Origin of the sequence: Cryobacterium sp. Hh7 (assembly GCF_004403155.1) — a bacterium.
Lineage (GTDB): Bacteria > Actinomycetota > Actinomycetes > Actinomycetales > Microbacteriaceae > Cryobacterium > Cryobacterium levicorallinum.
On the sequence record NZ_SOHG01000068.1, the window covers coordinates 1 to 17,790 of the forward strand.

The 17,790-nt window shown below is 66.4% G+C and carries 16 protein-coding genes and 1 rRNA gene; all 17 read left to right on the forward strand.

Annotated features, from left to right (window positions below):
* Nucleotides 1–159: 159 nt before the first annotated feature.
* Nucleotides 160–276, forward strand: a 5S ribosomal RNA gene (rrf, locus tag E3T43_RS18140).
* Between the two features lie 1,550 nt (nucleotides 277–1,826).
* A complete protein-coding gene (locus E3T43_RS19425; protein ID WP_134473468.1) occupies nucleotides 1,827–2,903 on the forward strand; it encodes a hypothetical protein in 1,077 nt (358 codons plus the stop codon).
* Nucleotides 2,881–3,909: an HAD-IIA family hydrolase gene (locus tag E3T43_RS18150; protein ID WP_134473469.1), complete on the forward strand. Its 1,029-nt coding sequence runs from the start codon at nucleotides 2,881–2,883 to the stop codon at nucleotides 3,907–3,909. The genes E3T43_RS19425 and E3T43_RS18150 overlap by 23 nt, the downstream gene beginning before the upstream one ends.
* A 9-nt stretch (nucleotides 3,910–3,918) precedes the next feature.
* The gene (locus E3T43_RS18905; RefSeq protein ID WP_166787561.1) at nucleotides 3,919–4,068 is read left to right on the forward strand and encodes a hypothetical protein; all 150 of its coding nucleotides are present in this window, start codon (nucleotides 3,919–3,921) and stop codon (nucleotides 4,066–4,068) included.
* 104 nt (nucleotides 4,069–4,172) lie between these two features.
* The gene (locus E3T43_RS18155) at nucleotides 4,173–4,973 is read left to right on the forward strand and encodes a TlyA family RNA methyltransferase (RefSeq protein ID WP_134473497.1); all 801 of its coding nucleotides are present in this window, start codon (nucleotides 4,173–4,175) and stop codon (nucleotides 4,971–4,973) included.
* Nucleotides 4,974–4,977: 4 nt separating this feature from the next.
* Complete coding sequence (locus E3T43_RS18160; protein ID WP_134444521.1) at nucleotides 4,978–5,898, forward strand: NAD kinase; 921 nt, start codon at nucleotides 4,978–4,980, stop codon at nucleotides 5,896–5,898.
* Between the two features lie 4 nt (nucleotides 5,899–5,902).
* A complete protein-coding gene (gene recN, locus E3T43_RS18165) occupies nucleotides 5,903–7,624 on the forward strand; it encodes a DNA repair protein RecN (protein ID WP_134473470.1) in 1,722 nt (573 codons plus the stop codon).
* A gap of 29 nt (nucleotides 7,625–7,653) precedes the next feature.
* Nucleotides 7,654–9,351, forward strand: coding sequence for a CTP synthase (locus E3T43_RS18170; RefSeq protein WP_174844369.1), 1,698 nt, complete (start codon nucleotides 7,654–7,656; stop codon nucleotides 9,349–9,351).
* Entirely contained in the window at nucleotides 9,344–9,976 is a 633-nt protein-coding gene (locus E3T43_RS18175; RefSeq protein WP_134473471.1) for an NUDIX hydrolase, read from the forward strand. The genes E3T43_RS18170 and E3T43_RS18175 overlap by 8 nt, the downstream gene beginning before the upstream one ends.
* Before the next feature lie 2 nt (nucleotides 9,977–9,978).
* A complete protein-coding gene (locus E3T43_RS18180) occupies nucleotides 9,979–10,968 on the forward strand; it encodes a site-specific tyrosine recombinase XerD (RefSeq protein WP_134473472.1) in 990 nt (329 codons plus the stop codon).
* A gap of 137 nt (nucleotides 10,969–11,105) precedes the next feature.
* Nucleotides 11,106–12,023, forward strand: a complete 918-nt coding sequence (locus E3T43_RS18185; RefSeq protein ID WP_092452854.1) for a ParA family protein — start codon at nucleotides 11,106–11,108, stop codon at nucleotides 12,021–12,023.
* Nucleotides 12,007–12,816, forward strand: coding sequence for a ScpA family protein (locus tag E3T43_RS18190; protein ID WP_134473473.1), 810 nt, complete (start codon nucleotides 12,007–12,009; stop codon nucleotides 12,814–12,816). Before E3T43_RS18185 ends, E3T43_RS18190 begins: the two co-directional genes overlap by 17 nt.
* Nucleotides 12,806–13,483: an SMC-Scp complex subunit ScpB gene (locus E3T43_RS18195; protein ID WP_134473474.1), complete on the forward strand. Its 678-nt coding sequence runs from the start codon at nucleotides 12,806–12,808 to the stop codon at nucleotides 13,481–13,483. The genes E3T43_RS18190 and E3T43_RS18195 overlap by 11 nt, the downstream gene beginning before the upstream one ends.
* Before the next feature lie 8 nt (nucleotides 13,484–13,491).
* Nucleotides 13,492–14,301, forward strand: coding sequence for a pseudouridine synthase (locus E3T43_RS18200; protein WP_134444525.1), 810 nt, complete (start codon nucleotides 13,492–13,494; stop codon nucleotides 14,299–14,301).
* 27 nt (nucleotides 14,302–14,328) lie between these two features.
* Nucleotides 14,329–15,411: a prephenate dehydrogenase gene (locus E3T43_RS18205; RefSeq protein ID WP_134473475.1), complete on the forward strand. Its 1,083-nt coding sequence runs from the start codon at nucleotides 14,329–14,331 to the stop codon at nucleotides 15,409–15,411.
* Between the two features lie 3 nt (nucleotides 15,412–15,414).
* Nucleotides 15,415–16,104 (forward strand): (d)CMP kinase, encoded by a 690-nt coding sequence (gene cmk, locus E3T43_RS18210; RefSeq protein ID WP_134473476.1) that lies wholly within the window; start codon nucleotides 15,415–15,417, stop codon nucleotides 16,102–16,104.
* Nucleotides 16,101–17,612: a ribosome biogenesis GTPase Der gene (der, locus tag E3T43_RS18215; RefSeq protein ID WP_092452868.1), complete on the forward strand. Its 1,512-nt coding sequence runs from the start codon at nucleotides 16,101–16,103 to the stop codon at nucleotides 17,610–17,612. Before cmk ends, der begins: the two co-directional genes overlap by 4 nt.
* Nucleotides 17,613–17,790 lie beyond the last annotated feature (178 nt).

The window sequence follows — 17,790 nt, forward strand, 5'->3', positions numbered from 1 at the left end:
GCTGACCGGTACTAATAAGCCGATAATTTGATAACACTCAGTTTGAAGAAGCTGCTTTAGCGTCCACTATGTGGTTCTCGATGTACGGTCGAGAACAACGCTCCTTGTCAAGGGGAGCTCTATAACTAAAAAATATAGAATCGATTCATCGGAAGATGTTTCGGCGGCTATAGCGAGAGGGAAACGCCCGGTCACATTCCGAACCCGGAAGCTAAGACTCTCAGCGCTGATGGTACTGCAGGGGGGACCCTGTGGGAGAGTAAGACACCGCCGGACTTAACTTAGAAAGAACAGAAAAGCCATCCCTCACGGGATGGCTTTTCTGCGTTAACGGCCACCCNGAACAGAAAAGCCATCCCTCACGGGATGGCTTTTCTGCGTTAACGGCCACCCTCGGGTGGCCGTTTCTCGTTAACACCAAACCACACCACACCACACCGCAAGCGGTCCCGCTTCGCACTCACCCATCCGTTGGTCGAGCATGCCCCGACCGCCATCGGCACGACCGGGGCCGGCTTCTGGGACGCGACCATGAACTCTTGCGGGGCGTCGGGACACTCGAGCCTCAGCTCAAACACTCGAACTCGTCACCCCGCAAAAATCCATACGCCCCACCGACATGACCGACACGTGATTGACGTTGGAACAGCATCCACTTGGGTGAGGTTCTCAGCGCGATTTTGCGTGAGGGATTAGGCTTAGTAAGTCTGTCGAAATGCCGGACTAATTACACAGGAGATACAGTGAGCCCTTCAGGACCCCGCGACGGCGATTCCCGTAACAACGGTCAGGACGACCGTCGTTCGAACCAGAGCGGCCGACCCTCGAATGGGCGACCTGCCGGCGGACGCGATGGCGCGAAGCCACCGTACCGCGGTAACTCCGACCGCCCGCAGCAGGGTGGCGAGCGACCTCCTTATCGCGGCAACTCGGACCGTCCTGCGCAGGGCGGAGAGCGACCTCCTTATCGCGGCAATTCCGATCGCCCCGCATACGGCGGCAACGACCGTGCTCCTTACCGTGGTAACTCTGACCGTCCCGCGCAGGGTGAGCGTCCTCCCTACCGTGGTAACTCTGACCGTCCCGCGCAGGGTGAGCGTCCCCCCTACCGTGGTAACTCTGACCGTCCCGCGCAGGGTGAGCGTCCTCCCTACCGTGGTAACTCTGACCGTCCCGCGCAGGGGGAGCGTCCCCCCTACCGTGGCAATTCTGACCGGCCTTCCGGCGGGAACGACCGGGCTCCGTACCGGGGTAACTCCGACCGCCCCGCGCAGGGGGAGCGACCTCCCTACCGTGGTAACTCTGACCGTCCTGCCCAGGGTGAGCGACCTCCCTTCCGTGGCAATTCGGAGCGTCCTTCCGGCGGGAACGACCGGGCTCCGTACCGGGGTAACTCTGACCGCCCCGCGCAGGGTGAGCGTCCTCCCTACCGTGGTAACTCTGACCGTCCCGCGCAGGGTGACCGGGCTCCGTATCGGGGTAATTCGGATCGTCCGGCGCAGGGTGACCGCGCTCCGTACCGGGGTAACTCTGACCGTCCCGCGCAGGGTGAGCGTCCCCCTTACCGGGGTAACACCGATCGTCCTGCCCAGGGGGAACGTCCTCCCTTCCGTGGCAATTCTGACCGTCCTTCCGGCGGGAACGACCGGGCTCCGTACCGGGGTAACTCCGATCGTCCGGCTCAGGGCGAGCGTCCTCCGTACCGGGGTAACTCTGACCGGCCCAGCAACGACCGGCCGAGAAGCGACAACGACAGCAAGCCGTGGACCCAGCGCGGCGGTTCGCCGAACCGTGCCGGCGCTCCGCGCGTCGATGCCGGCAAGAAGTTGTGGACCCGCGACGGCGCTCCGGCCCGTAACGACCGCGATGCCCGCGTCGTTGAAGAGGAGATGACCGAAGAGCAGCGCATGCAGCGCGAGCTGCGTTCGGTGCGTCCGCGTCACGACGACCCGGAACTTCCTGACGACATTTCGGCCAATGACCTTGACCGCATCGCACGCAACGAGCTCAAGACCCTCACCAAGGAGAACGCCGAGACCGTCGGCCGTCACCTGGCGATGGCCGCCCGCGTCATCGACGAGAACCCGCAGCTGGCTCACCAGCATGTGATGAGCGCCGCCCGTCGGGCCGGTCGCATCGGTGTTGTGCGCGAAAGCCTCGCGATCACCGCGTATGCCACCGGTGACTTCGCGCTGGCCCTGCGCGAACTGCGCACTTACCGTCGCATCTCCGGCTCGAACGACCAGCTTCCCCTCATGGTCGACAGTGAACGTGGCGTCGGCCGCCCCGACCGTGCCCTCGAGCTCGGCCGATCGGTCGATCGCAGCACGCTGTCCCCGTCCGTGCAGGTTGGCCTGGCGATCGCCATGTCCGGCGCACGACTGGACCTCGGTGAAACGGATGCCGCGCTCGTTGAGCTCGAAATTCCGCAGCTCAACCCGAACACGGCTTTCTCCTACAGCCCCGAGCTGTTCGCCGCCTACGCTGAGGTGCTGAGCGAACTCGGTCGCGAGGACGAAGCCGACGAGTGGCTTCAGCGGGCCTCCCGCGCCGACGCTGCCATCGGGGCCTCCGGTGACGATGACGAGACCGTCGAAATCGAAGAAATGGAAGAGGACGACGACGCCGCCCTCGCCGCCGAAGCCGCCGACGCCGGAGACGAAGACGACGAAGACGACACAGTGGCCGCCGGGGAAGCGGCTCGTGCCGTTGCCGAAGCCGGGCTCAACGCTGTCGCCGCGCCGATTACCGACGACGCCGACGACATCGTCAACGAAGCGGCGGACACCGCCGAAACCGACGTTGAGATCGACAACGAGGCGGACACCGACGCTGAGGCATCCGTTTCGATTGCCTATTCAGACGACGAGACGGAGCCGAATGCTGCATCGCCGAAAGCCTGAGTCGGCGACGCCGCTGGACGGCGTTGACGTTCTGCTGGCCGATCTGGACGGTGTGGTGTACGCGGGCCCGGCGGCGATTCCCTTCGCCGTCGAGAGCCTGAACCGTGCCGCCGAGACGATTCGCGTTGGCTACATCACCAATAACGCCTCGCGCACCGATCAGTCGGTCGCTGACCACCTCACCGAGCTCGGGCTGAGCGTGGCGGCAACGGATGTCGTCACCTCCCCCCAGGCAGCCGTGCGGCTGCTCGCCGAGCAGGTCGCACCCGGCGCGAGCATCCTCGTGGTTGGTGGCGACGGTCTGGTCGACGAGGTGCAGAAGGCCGGATTTGTGGTGACCCGCTCGGCCGACGACAAGCCGGCCGCTGTGATCCAGGGCTTCTCGCCCGAGGTCGGCTGGGTGCACCTCGCCGAAGCGGCCTTCGCGCTCAACGCCGACGGTGTGGGTACGGGCATTCCGTGGATCGCGACCAACACGGACTGGACCATTCCGGTCGCCCGCGGCATCGCTCCGGGTAACGGCACGCTGGTTTCGGCCGTGCACACCGCGGTCGGGCGGCTGCCACTCGTGGCCGGTAAACCCGAAGCGGCCATTTTTCTGGAAGCTACTCGGCGGTTCGGCGCGCAGAACGCGCTCTTCATCGGCGACCGCCTTGATACCGACATTCTCGGCGCGAACCGGGCCGGAATCCCTGCCGTGCTCGTGCTGACCGGCATCGACCGAGCTAAGCAGGCCCTGGCCGCCGACAAGGATTCGCAGCCAGCATTCATCCTTGACAACCTGCAGCAGCTGCACGAACCGTACCCGGAGACCGTGTTCTCCAAGGACGGCTCGACCGCGACGGTCAACGGGGCTAGCGTTCGCGTGCACGGCAATGACGTGCAGATTTTGAAAGACGGTGACGGCGCAATCAATCTGCTGCGCGCCGCCTGCGCTGCGATCTACCGGTCGGGACGGGCAATTTACGGGCTCAACGTTCCGGAGCGACTGTATCTCGCGCAGTAGCCTAGAGCTGTGAGCCCCGAACCCGTACCGGTCGATCTCGCCGGGCAACTGGCGAAGATCGAGACCCAGCCGCTCGAGGCGCGCGCCGCGGCGTTCGGGGAGCTGCACGAGCAGTTGCGCGAACGGCTCGAAGACGCCGACCAGGCTGGCCAGGCATGACCGGCACCAGCACACCCAACGACCAGGAACCAGACGCACCCATGCTTGAGAACGACGCCGACCTTCCCGACGAGTTGAACGACACCGACAGCGTTCCAGAACGGATGCCAGCCTCCCGCCTCGACGCCGCCCTCGCCGATCGGGGGCTGGTGCGCTCCCGAACCGTCGCGGCCAAACTCATCGCCGACGGCCTCGTCACGGTGGACGGACTGCCGGTCGTGAAGGCCAGCACCAAAGTGTCAGCGGATGCTGTTCTCGAGGTGGCCGCGACCGACCACTACGTCAGCCGCGGTGCCCACAAGCTCATCGCCGCCCTCGACGCGTTCAACCTGAGCGTCACCGGGCGCACCGTGCTCGATGCCGGCGCGAGCACCGGCGGTTTCAGCCAGGTGGTGCTCGAACGCGGCGCCGCCCAGGTGATCGCGGCCGATGTCGGCCATGGGCAGCTGGCAGCGCAACTGAAGACCGAGCCGCGTCTGAAACTGGTCGAGGGCTACAACATCCGCTATGCGACACCGGAAACCCTCGCCGGGGCATCCGGAATCGACACCCGACCCGACCTCGTCGTGGCCGACCTGTCGTTCATCTCCCTCACGACCGTGCTGCCGGCCCTCGCGGCCACGGCAGCACAGGGCGCCGATTTTGTACTGCTGATCAAGCCGCAGTTCGAGGTGGGCCGCGGCGGCATTCGGGAGGGCATCGTGCACGACAAGGGCCTGCGCAGCGACTCGATCGCCGGCGTGCTGTGGGCCGGCTGGGACCTCGGCCTGAAAACCTGCGGCGTGATCGCCTCGCCCATTATCGGGGCGGCCGGAAATCACGAGTATCTGTGCTGGATGAGCGCCACGGCCGGCTCAAATCCGACAGAATGGATGGAACGGATCGAAACCGTGGTGGGGGCGTGACGAGTTGAGTGACACCCCGCGGTACTTTCTCATCGTTGCCCATACCGGTCGCCTCGACTCGGTTGAAGCCGCCTCGACGGTCTGCAAGCAGCTTCTCGCCGCGGGCGCCGTGCCGGTGCTGGCCAGCGACGAACGCGCCGACCTGCTCGCCGCCTGCCCGGAGCTCAACGGGCACATCGCCATTCTCGGCGAGACCGTGACAACCGCCGACCTCGAGCTGGTCATCGTGCTCGGCGGTGACGGCACCATTCTGCGTTCGGCCGAACTCGTGCGTGGTTGTTCGGCCCCGCTGCTCGGTATCAATCTCGGCCACGTCGGTTTTCTCGCCGAGAGCGAGCGGGACGACCTCGGTGAGGCCGTGCGCCGCGCCCTTAAGGGCGACTACGAGGTCGAAGAACGACTCGCCCTGTCGGTGCGGGTCAAGGTCGCCAATGAGGTTGTCTACGAAACCTGGGCGCTGAACGAAGTCACCGTCGAAAAGGCCAGCCGCGAACGCATGATCGAGGTTGTCGTCGAGGTTGACGGTCGTCCGCTATCGTCATTTGGCTGCGATGGCGTCGTGTTCTCCACCCCGACCGGCTCGACCGCGTACTCGTTCTCGGCCGGCGGCCCCATCGTCTGGCCGGGCGTCGAAGCGCTGCTGCTGGTGCCGCTCAGCGCGCACGCCCTGTTCGCCCGGCCGCTCGTCGTCGGCCCCGATTCGTCCCTGGCCGTCGAGGTGCTCTCCCGCACCGGAGCCCGCGCCGTGCTGTGCGCCGATGGCCGCCGTACCCAGGACCTTCCGAGCGGCGCCCGCGTGATCGTGCGCCGCTCGAGCGTACCGGTGCGCCTGGCCCGCCTGCACATCGGCCCGTTCACGGACCGCCTGGTCAACAAATTCAACCTGCCGGTCACCGGCTGGCGCGGCCCGGTCGGCCGCGAGTAATCCGATGATCGACGAGCTGTTCATTCGCGACCTCGGCGTCATCGCCGAGGCGACGCTGCCGCTTGGGCCTGGATTCACCGCCGTCACCGGTGAAACCGGCGCCGGAAAAACCATGGTGGTCACCGCGCTCGGCCTGCTACTCGGCGATCGAGCGGATGCCGGCACCGTGCGGCAGGGCCAGCCGCAAAGTTTCGTGCAGGGCCGCTGGGTCATCGACCCCGGCGGTCCCGTCGCCGAACGCGTGCGCGACGCCGGGGGAGACCTCGACGGCCCCGAACTCATTCTCGGACGCTCCGTCTCGAGCGAAGGGCGCAGCCGGGCGACGGTCGGCGGACGCGGCGCTCCGGCGAGCGTACTCGGCGACCTGCGCAACGACCTCGTCGTCGTGCACGGCCAAAGCGACCAGGTGCGCCTGCGCTCCGCCGCCGCCCAGCGCGACGCCCTCGACCGCTTCGCCGGGCCCGACCTCTCCGCAGTGCTCGCCGACTACCAGCACGCCTTCCACCGCTGGCAGGCCAACCAGACCGACCTGGACCGGCTCGTCACCGAACAGGATTTGCGCTCCCGCGAAGCCGACGACCTGCGGGCCGCCATCGCTGAGATCGAAACGGTCGCCCCGCAACGCGGCGAAGACGCCGAGCTCGGTGAACGGGCCGAACGCCTCGGTAACCTCGAAGAGCTGCGCCTGGCCGGGGAACAGGCCCGCCAGCTCATCTCCGCCGAAGATAACCCCGACGACCTGCCTGACGTTGTCGCGCTGCTCGAAACCGCCCGGCGCGCCCTCGACCGGGTCGCCACCCACGATGTGGCGCTGCCACCGCTCGTCACCGCGATCGCCAACGTCGGTTTCGTCGTCGCGGATATCGCCGCCGAACTCTCCAGCTACCTCGCCGGCCTCGACGCCGACGGTGCCCGCGAACTCGAAATCGTGCAGGAACGCCGCGCCGAACTGAGCATCCTCGCCCGTAAATACCCCGGCGGCCTCGACGAGGCCATCGAATTTCTGGATACCGGCAGCACCCGTCTGCTTGAACTCGACTCCGACTCCGACCGCATCGAAACCCTCACCGCTGAAACGGATGCCGACCATCTGCTGGTCACCGATCTCGCCACCGCCCTCACCGCGCTCCGTGCAGCGGCAGCCGTGCGTCTCGGTGCCCTGGTCACCGCCGAGCTCGGCGCACTGGCAATGCCGGACGCCGTCCTCCACGTGGAGGTCGAGCCGGGGGCCGAATTCACCGTCACCGGCTGCGACCTCGTGCGCCTACTGCTGCAGCCCCACGCCGGGGCCGAGCCGCGATCGCTCGCACGCGGGGCATCCGGTGGCGAACTGTCTCGGGTCATGCTCGCGATCGAGGTCGTCATCAACGCGACCGACCCGGTGCCCACCTTCGTCTTCGACGAGATCGACGCCGGCGTCGGCGGCGCCGCCGCGATTGAAATCGGACGGCGACTGGCCCGCCTGGCCGAAACCGCCCAGGTGATCGTGGTCACCCACCTCGCTCAGGTCGCCGCGTTCGCCGTGAACCACCTCAGCGTGGTCAAGGACAGTGACGGATCCGTCACCGCCTCGAGCGTGCGTCAGTTGCGCGGCGAGGATCGGGCCGCCGAAATGGCCCGCCTGTTGTCGGGTCTGCCCGACTCGAAGAGCGGCCTCGAACACGCCAGAGAACTGCTCGACCTCGCCCAGTCCGCCTCTCCCCAGTCAGCGACAAAAATCAGGTGATAGCATTGAAGCCCGTGGTGGAAAATATAATTGCGGACAGATCAGGACCGAGCAGGTCAAACGGCACAACCAAGCACATCTTCGTGACCGGGGGTGTGGTCTCCTCGCTCGGTAAGGGCTTGACGGCGGCCAGCCTCGGAAACCTACTCACGGCACGCGGCCTGCGGGTCGTCATGCAGAAGCTTGACCCGTATCTCAACGTCGACCCGGGAACGATGAACCCGTTCCAGCACGGCGAGGTCTTCGTGACCGACGACGGCGCAGAGACCGACCTCGACATCGGGCACTACGAACGTTTTCTCGACATCAACCTCGGCCAGTCGGCCAACGTGACGACCGGGCAGATCTACTCGCAGGTGATCGCCAAGGAACGCCGTGGCGAGTACCTCGGCGACACCGTGCAGGTCATTCCGCACATCACCGACGAGATCAAACGCCGCATGCGCTTGCAGGCGAGCGATGAGGTGCGCCCCGACGTCATCATCACCGAGGTCGGTGGAACCGTTGGTGACATCGAGTCCCAGCCGTTCCTCGAGGCTGCCCGTCAGGTGCGCCACGAACTCGGCCGCGGCAACGTCTTCTTCGTGCACGTCTCGCTCGTCCCGTTCCTCGGCGCGGCCGGCGAGCAGAAGACCAAGCCCACCCAGCACTCCGTCGCGACACTGCGTTCCATTGGAATTCAGCCGGACGCCCTCGTGCTGCGCAGCGACCGGCCCGTCTCCGAGGCGAACAAGCGCAAAATTGCGCTCATGTGCGACGTTGACGAAGACGCCGTGGTCAACGCCGTCGACGTCGCGTCGATCTACGAGATCCCCACCATGTTGCACGACCAGGGCCTCGACAAGTACATCGTCAACGCCCTCGGCCTCGTCGCTGACGGCGTCGACTGGACCGGCTGGGAGAACCTGCTCGAAGCAGTGCGCCACCCCAAGCACGAGGTCACCATCGGCCTGGTCGGCAAGTACATCGACCTGCCGGATGCCTACCTCTCGGTCACCGAGGCGCTGCGAGCCGGCGGGTTCGCCAACCAGGCCAGGGTCAAAATCGTCTGGATCGGCTCCGACGACTGCGAGACCGACGAGGGAGCCGCGCGTCTGCTCGGCGAACTTGACGGCATTTGCGTGCCCGGCGGCTTCGGCATTCGCGGCATCGAGGGCAAGCTCGGCGCCCTCAAATTCGCCCGCGAAAACGGCATCCCGGTGCTCGGACTGTGCCTCGGCCTGCAGTGCATGGTCATCGAATACGCCCGCAACAAGGCCGACCTGCCCGGCGCCTCCTCCAGCGAGTTCGACCCGGAAACCGAGTTTCCGGTCATCGCGACCATGGAAGAACAGGTCGAAATCATCGCCGGCGGCGACCTCGGTGGCACCATGCGCCTCGGCCTCTACCCGGCAACGCTCGCCGAGGGATCCCTCGTCGCCGAGCTGTACGGCGCCAATGAGGCGTCCGAACGTCACCGCCACCGCTACGAGGTCAACAATGCCTTCCGTGACCAGATCGCCCTGGCCGGCCTGTGGTTCTCCGGAACCAGTCCGGACCGCCACCTGGTCGAATACGTCGAGCTCAAGCGCGACGAGCACCCGTTCTACGTCGGAACCCAGGCCCACCCTGAGCTGCGGTCCAGGCCGAACCACGCGCATCCGCTGTTTCGCGGCCTGGTCGCCGCAGCCCTCGACCGTCAGCAGGCCAGTCGGTTGTTCGAGGTGAAGGAAGAGCTCAGTGCCTGAACCACTGCAGGATGACGTGGCTCCGGTCACGGTGACCGCGAGCGAGGTCGTCTTCGACGGCGCCATCTGGAACGTGCGCCGCGACAGCTTCGAGTACAACGGCGCGAGCATCACCCGCGAATACCTCGATCACCCCGGCGCGGTGGCCGTGCTCGCCCTCGACGAGCACGACCGGGTATTGCTGATCAAGCAGTACCGGCACCCGACCGGCCTGCGCGGCTGGGAGCTGCCAGCCGGGCTGCTCGACGTGAGCGGCGAGCAAGCCCTGATCGGTGCCCAGCGCGAGCTCGCCGAAGAAGCGGATGTCGTCGCCACCGACTGGGCGCTGCTCACCGAGTTCTACACCTCGCCCGGCGGCAGCAATGAAGCCATCCGGGTCTACCTGGCGCGCGGCGTCTCGGCGGTTCCCGCCTTTGCACGCACCGAAGAAGAAGCGGATATCGAGTTGCGCTGGGTGTCCCTCGACGACTGCGTCGACGCCGTCATGGCGCGGCGGGTCGAGAACCCGATCCTGATCGTGGGTATTCTGGCCGCGCACGTGGCCAAGTCACGCGGGTGGAGCACGCTCGCGCCGGCCGACCTGCCGTGGCCGCGGCATCCACTCAACCGGCACGTCACAGCCTAGGCATGACGATCGCCACGGCGGTAGATGGGTATCTGCGGCACGTGGCGGTCGAGCGCGGTCTCGCCGCGAACACCGTCGCTGCTTACCGCCGCGACCTCGGGCTGTACACGGCGTGGCTGGCCGGCCAGCCCGATTCTGACGCCGGGGATGCTGTCATTGCGGGTGCGGGTGCGGCTGCGGCTGCTGCAGCCGACGCCCCGGCGCGCCCGATCACGAACCTGCGCGCCATCACCCGGCACCACGTGTCGGCATTTGTGCAATACCTCGGCCTGCGTCCGGAGTCGCCGCTGACCGCCGCGTCGATCGCGCGCATCCTCTCGACCGTGCGTGGATTCCACCGGTTTCTGCTCGGTGAGGGCCTGGTCGAAACGGATGTCGCGCACGACAGTAAGCCGCCCAAACTCGCCCTGCGCCTGCCCAAGGCCATCTCGATCGAGCAGGTGGCCGCGCTGCTCGCGGCGACGGACGGCGACGATGTGCAGCGCCTGCGCGACAAAGCCCTGCTCGAACTGCTGTACGCGACCGGCGCGCGGGTGAGCGAGGTGGTCGACCTCAACGTCGACGACGTACGCCTCGAAGACTTCGACTCCGTGCGGCTCACCGGCAAGGGCGACAAGCAGCGCATCGTTCCGGTCGGCAGCTTCGCCCGCGCCGCCGTCTCTGACTACCTGGTTCGGGCACGGCCGATGTTGTCGGCGCGCGGACGGTCGACGCCGGCACTGTTTCTCGGGCTGCGCGGGCAGCGAGTGAGTCGGCAAAACGCCTGGCTGATCATTCGCGCGGCTGCCGAACGCGCCGGACTGACCGTGCCGGTATCCCCGCACACCCTGCGGCATTCCTTTGCGACGCACCTGCTCGCCGGCGGCGCCGACGTGCGCGTCGTGCAGGAGCTGCTCGGCCACTCCTCGGTAGCCACCACCCAGATCTACACCCTGGTCACAGCAGACACCCTCCGCGACATGTACACCCTCTCCCACCCAAGAGCCCGCTGATAATTGCGCGAGAGCGCAAAAAGTGCCCGTATGGCGAGTCCAAACGGGCACTTTTTGCGCTCTCGCGAGCAGTGGCAGGGGGTGCGCGGCGATCCTTGCGAAGACCGGGCGATCTAATCGCTAGAATCGACCAAGTGATGGGTGCAGGACAAATCAAGGGCGGGCCAGTGACGCGTAAGTTGAGCGAGCGGATTTCGCTTCCCGGTTTCGATGAGATACCGGTGGGCCCGACGGGACGCGAAAAACACGAATTCGCCGAACCGGAGCCGTTGAAAAGCCACGGTCCGGCCCGCATCATCTCCCTGTGCAACCAGAAGGGTGGCGTCGGCAAGACCACGACGACCATCAACCTCGGTGCCGCCCTGGCCCGCTACGGTCGCCGCGTGCTCGCGATCGACTTCGACCCGCAGGGCGCCCTCTCGGCCGGACTCGGCGTGCCCACGCACGACGTCACCACCATCTACGACCTGCTGCTCAACGGCAAGGTCGACCCGAAAGACGCTATCCAGCCGACCTCGGTTGAGGGACTCGACGTTATCCCGGCCAACATCGACCTCTCTGCCGCCGAGGTGCACCTGGTCAACGAGGTCGCCCGTGAGCAGATTCTGTCCCGCGTGCTGCGCAAGGTGTCCGGCGACTACGACGTCATTCTCATCGACTGCCAGCCGTCGCTCGGCATTCTCACCGTGAACGCGCTCACCGCGAGCCACGGCGTGCTGATTCCGCTGGAGTGCGAATTCTTCGCCCTGCGCGGTGTCGCCCTGCTCATCGAAACCATCGACAAGGTGCGCGACCGCCTCAACCCGGCGATCGAACTCGACGGAATTCTCGCCACCATGTACGACTCCCGCACCCTGCACTCTCGCGAGGTACTCGAGCGAGTCGTCGACGCCTTCGGTCACAGCGTGCTCGAAACCGTCATCGGCCGCACCGTCAAATTTCCCGACGCGAGCGTGGCTGGGGTGCCCATCACCGACTTCGCGCCAGAGCACGCGGCTGCCAAGGCCTACCTGCAGGTGGCCCGCGAATTGATCCACCGTGGCGCAGTCGCCTAGCGCGGCCGAGAAGCCCGCGTTTTCGGTCGCCCTCGGCGTTTTCGAGGGTCCGTTCGACCTGCTGTTGAAACTGATCACCCGGCACGAACTCGACATCACCGAGATCTCGCTCAGCCAGGTCACCGACGAGTTCATCTCCTACCTGCGCGGCCTTGACGCGGCGGAAGAACTCGACCAGGCCACCGAATTTCTGGTCGTCGCCGCGACACTGCTGGATCTCAAGGTGGCCGGACTGCTTCCGCAGGGCGAACTCGTCGACGCCGAAGACGTCGCCCTGCTCGAAGCCCGCGACCTGCTGTTCGCCCGCCTGCTGCAGTACCGCGCCTTCAAGCAGGCCGCGACCTGGTTCAGCGGGCAGCTCGAGATCGAGACCCGCCGACACGTGCGCTCGGTGCGCCTCGAAGAGAAGTACCGCCAGAAGACCCCGGAGCTGGTCTGGACGCTCTCCCTCGCCGACTTCGCCGCGCTGGCAGCCGTCGCCCTCGCCCCGCGCGAGCTGCCCCGTGTGGGCCTCGACCACCTGCACGCGCCGCTCGTGAGCATCCGCGAGCAGGCCGCCTACGTCGTCGCCATGCTGCAGCCGGGGGAACCGGTCTCGTTTCGTGCGCTCATCGCCGGCACCGACGAGAAGGGTGTCGTTATCGCCCGCTTTCTCGCGGTGCTCGAGCTCTACCGCCATGGTGCCGTCTCCTTTGACCAAATCGAGCCCCTCGGTGAGCTCACCCTGCGCTGGAGCACCCAGTCCTGGACCGACGAAAACCTCGCCTCGCTCGGAGCCGACTATGACAATTGAAAACCCGACCACCGACACCCGGTCACGCACGCCGCAAACGGATGCTGCAGCATCCGCTTCACCGGCCGCCAGCGAAAAAGACCAAGACCAGAACGCCGCAGACCACTCCCTCGACCGCCAGCTCGAAGCCGTGCTCATGGTCGCTGACGAACCGCAGGGGCTTGTACACCTCGCGACCGCCGTCGGGCGGCCCATCGCCGCGGTGGCGGCATCCGTTGCCCGGCTGGTCGCTGATTTCGACGGCCTGGGCAGCACCGACGGTACCCAAACGGTGCGTCGCGGCTTTGAGCTGCGCGAGGTCGCAGGCGGCTGGCGCATCTACGTGCGCGCCACCCACGACGAACTCGTGACCGACTTCGTGCTCACGCAGAATCCCAGCCGGCTCAGCCAGGCGGCCCTTGAGACGCTCGCCGTGATCGCCTACAAGCAGCCGATCAGCCGCGGCCAGGTTGCGAGCATTCGGGCGGTCAACGTCGACTCCGTCGTGCGCACCCTGCTCGGGCGCGGCCTGGTCACCGAGGCGTTCACCGACAGTGAAACCGGCGCGATCAACTACGCCACCACAGACTTGCTGCTCACCCAGCTCGGAATCAACTCGCTCGACGAGTTACCCCACCTATCGCCGTTGCTTGACGGCGGAACCGACGGATTCGAGGATCTGCTTTGACCGACAACATCCCCCAGGACCAGACGCCCCGCGACCCCAACTTCAACCCGGAGGCCGCCGCCGACGGCGTCCGCCTGCAGAAGGTACTGGCCTCGGCAGGCGTCGCCAGCCGCCGCGTCTCCGAAGATCTCATCACCTCCGGTCGCGTGCGGGTGAACGGCAAGGTCGTCACCGAGCTCGGTCGCCGCGTGCACCCTGAAACCGACCAGGTCGCCGTCGACAACGTGGCCGTGCAGCTCGACACCACCCGCCGGTACCTCATGCTCAACAAGCCGGTCGGCGTCGTCTCCTCGATGCAGGACGAGAGCGGCCGCCCCGACCTGCGCGAGTTCACCGACCAGTTCGATGAACGCCTGTTCAACGTGGGCCGGCTCGATGCCCAGACCAGCGGCCTGCTCATTCTCACCAATGACGGCGACCTCGCCCACGTGCTCGCCCACCCCTCCTTCGGTGTCTCCAAGACCTACATCGCCAAGGTGGAGGGCCGCGTCTCGCCGCAGACCATCGGCCAGCTGCAGAGCGGCATCGAACTCGAGGACGGCCCCATTCACGCTGACAAGGCCCGCATTCTGACGAGCCCTCCCGGCGGCGGCTACAGCATGGTCGAGCTGACCCTGCACTCCGGCCGTAACCGCATCGTACGACGGATGCTCGACGCCGTCGGTCACCCCGTGGTTGATCTGGTGCGTCGCCAGTTCGGGCCGCTGAACCTCGGCACCCTGCAGCAGGGCGCCGTGCGGGAACTCACCCGCGAAGAACTGGGCCAGCTGCTCACCGTGTCCCGCCAGGCGCCGAGCGCGCGCCCTGATGCTAACTAACTCCGCGCGAACTAAGGACTGAAATCCATGGCTGAAAGCCGCCTCGTCGGCCCGGTGCGCATCGTCGGCGTCGGCCTGCTCGGAACCAGCGTCGGCCTCGGCCTGCGAAACCGCAAGATCGAAACGATCCTTAGCGATGCCTCGCCGACCAACCTGCGTATCGCGATCGATTACGGCGCCGGCCGGGCCGCCCAGCCAGACGACGAGCCGCAGCTGATCGTGGTCTGCGTGCCGCCCGACGTCACCGCCGACATCGTCGCCCGCGAACTCGAGGCGTACCCCGGCGCGATCGTGACGGATGTCGCAAGCGTCAAGCTTGCCCCACTGGCCGCGCTGCGCGAGCGTGGCGCCGATATCAGCCGCTACATCGGATCGCATCCGCTGGCCGGTCGGGAGAAGGGCGGCCCGCTCTCCGGCCGCGCCGACCTGTTCATCGGCCGTCCCTGGGTCGTTGCCGCACACGACGCGATCAGCTACCAGCAGGCGGGAGCCATTGACGACCTCATCCTCGACCTCGGCGCTATTTTGGTCGAGATGACGCCCGAGGAACATGATCTCGGTGTCGCCCTGGTCTCGCACGTCCCGCAGGTCATCTCGACCCTGATGGCCCGCCGCCTCACCGGTGCCGCGCACTCCTCGCTGAACCTCGCCGGTCAGGGCCTGCGCGACGTGACCCGCGTCGCAGCGAGCGACCCCGATTTGTGGGTGCAGATTCTCGGCGCCAATGCCGGCCCGGTGCGCGATGTGCTGCTGGCCTACCGCGACGACCTCGACCGGTTCATCGATGCCCTAGAAGACCCCGCCAAGCCGGGGGCGCAGCGTCAGATCGCTGAAGAACTCGGCGGGGGCAACGCCGGAGTGGCCCGACTGCCCGGAAAACACGGCCAGGACCGGCGTTTCTCCTCGATGGTGGTCATGGTCAACGACCAGCCGGGCCAGATCGCCCGCCTGCTCAACGACATCGGCGACCTCGGAGTTAACCTCGAAGACTTACGCTTGGAACACTCGCCGGGCGCCCAAATCGGCCTCGCCGAAATCTCCGTACTGCCCGAGGCCGTCACTCGCCTCACCGAAGAGCTGGCCGCCCGCGGCTGGCGGATTGCTGGTTAACGCATGGCACGTCACGCCCTCCCCACCCTCGTCGCCATCGACGGACCGGCCGGCAGCGGCAAGTCGAGTGTGAGCCGTGCTGCCGCACGCCGCCTCGGTTTCGCCTACCTCGACACCGGCGCCGCTTACCGGGCACTGGCCTGGCTGGCTCTCGACCGCAACACCGACAGCAGCCAAGCGGATGCCGTCATCGCGCTCCTGAAAGACTTCGACTACTCGATCGGTACCGACCCCGACGAGTACTTCGTGACGGTGGGGGAGACCGACGTGACCGACGCAATCCGCTCACCGGAAGTCAGTGCAGCGGTGAGCGCTGTCGCCCGCGTTCCCGAGGTGCGGGGTGCTCTCACCGAGTTGTTTCGCAGCCTCGCTGCAAACGTGGATCGGCCCGGCGTCGTGGTCGAAGGACGCGACATCACGACCATCGTCGCCCCCGAGGCGGAGGTGCGCATTCTACTCACGGCATCCGAGGAGGCTAGAATGACTAGACGCTCTGCGGAAATAACGACCCAGTCGGCTGAAACCGTGGCAGAACAGCTGCGATCGCGTGATCGCGCTGACTCACAGGTTGTCGATTTCATGAGCGCAGCAGACGGTGTGATAACCGTCGACTCCACCCATCTCGACTTCGAGCAGACCATTGAAGCGGTCATCGACGTCATACACACACGCACGAAGCGGACTTTTGAATGAGTAACGAATACGACGACACGAGCACAGCGCTCGATACCGAGCTGGCGGAACGACTCGCCAATCTCGATGAGGAACTCGCCACCCGGCGTTCCGCCGCGCTGCGCACGGACCTCGACAACTACGACCTCGACGAGGAAGACCTCGACGTACTGCGGGCCGTCACGAACGACCCCGACGCCATCCAGTACCTTCCCGCCGTTCCGGTGATCGCTATCGTCGGCCGCCCGAACGTGGGCAAGTCGGCGCTGGTGAATCGAATCCTCGGCCGCCGCGAAGCCGTTGTAGAGGACACTCCCGGTGTCACGCGAGACCGGGTCGCCTACAAGGGCGAGTGGCACGAACGCAAGTTCAGCCTCGTCGACACCGGCGGCTGGGAGCCAGACGCCAAGGGCATCGACGCTTCCGTCGCCGCTCAGGCCGAGATCGCCATCGACCTGTCCGACCTCGTCATGTTCGTCGTCGACTCCAACGTTGGCCCGACCTCGACCGATGAGGCCGTCGTGCGCATGCTGCGCAAGAGCGGCAAGCCGGTCTTCCTGATTGCCAACAAGGTCGACGACGTGCGCCAGGAACCCGAAGCGGCCAGCCTGTGGTCGCTCGGCCTCGGCCAGCCCTGGCCGGTTTCCGCCCTGCACGGTCGTGGTGTTGCCGACCTGCTCGATGCGATCCTGCTCGTTCTGCCCGAAATCTCCAACGTTGCCAAGCAGGAGGTCGGCGGCCCGCGCCGCGTGGCCATCCTCGGCCGCCCGAACGTCGGAAAGTCCAGCCTGCTCAACAAGGTGGTGGGGGAGGAGCGCGTTGTTGTCAACGAGCTCGCCGGCACAACCCGTGACCCGGTGGACGAGCAGGTTGAACTCGGCGGTAAGGTGTGGCGCTTCGTCGATACCGCCGGCATCCGTCGCCGTGTTCACCTCTCGCAGGGCGCCGACTTCTACGCCTCGCTGCGCACCAGCGCCGCCCTCGAAAAGGCCGAGGTTGCCGTCGTGCTGCTCGACGTGACCGAGGTCATCAGCGAGCAGGACGTGCGCGTCATCGACCTCGTGATCGAGTCGGGCCGTGCGCTCGTGCTCGCCTTCAATAAGTGGGACCAGATCGACGACGACCGTCGCCGCTACCTCGAACGTGAAATCGAGCAGGACCTGGCCCACGTGGCGTGGGCGCCGCGCGTGAACATCTCCGCCAAGACCGGTCGCCACATGGAGAAGCTGGTTCCGGCCCTCGAGCTCGCGCTCGAATCCTGGGACACCCGCATCGCCACCGGCAAGTTCAACGCCTTCCTGGCCGAGCTGGCCGCCGCCCACCCGCACCCCGTGCGCAGCGGCAAGCAGCCGCGCATCCTGTTCGGCACCCAGGCGTCGAGCCGTCCGCCGACGTTCGTGGTGTTCACCACCGGGTTCCTCGACCCGGGCTACCGTCGGTACATTCAGCGTCGCCTGCGCGAGATCTACGGCTTCGAGGGAAGCCCGATCAACCTCAGCATGCGCGTGCGCGAGAAGCGCAAACGCTAACTTTTTTGAACGGATGCGGTCGGGCCTGTTTACGCAGGTCCGGCCGCATTTTTCGTATCCGGCGGGCATCGTTATGAAGTTGGAATATTACGGGTCGATTTGTGTCTTCGGATATTCTGAGCCAAGCTCAAGTCTTACCCTAATGGCTCCCTACAGCCGACCACCTGCACGTACCGAA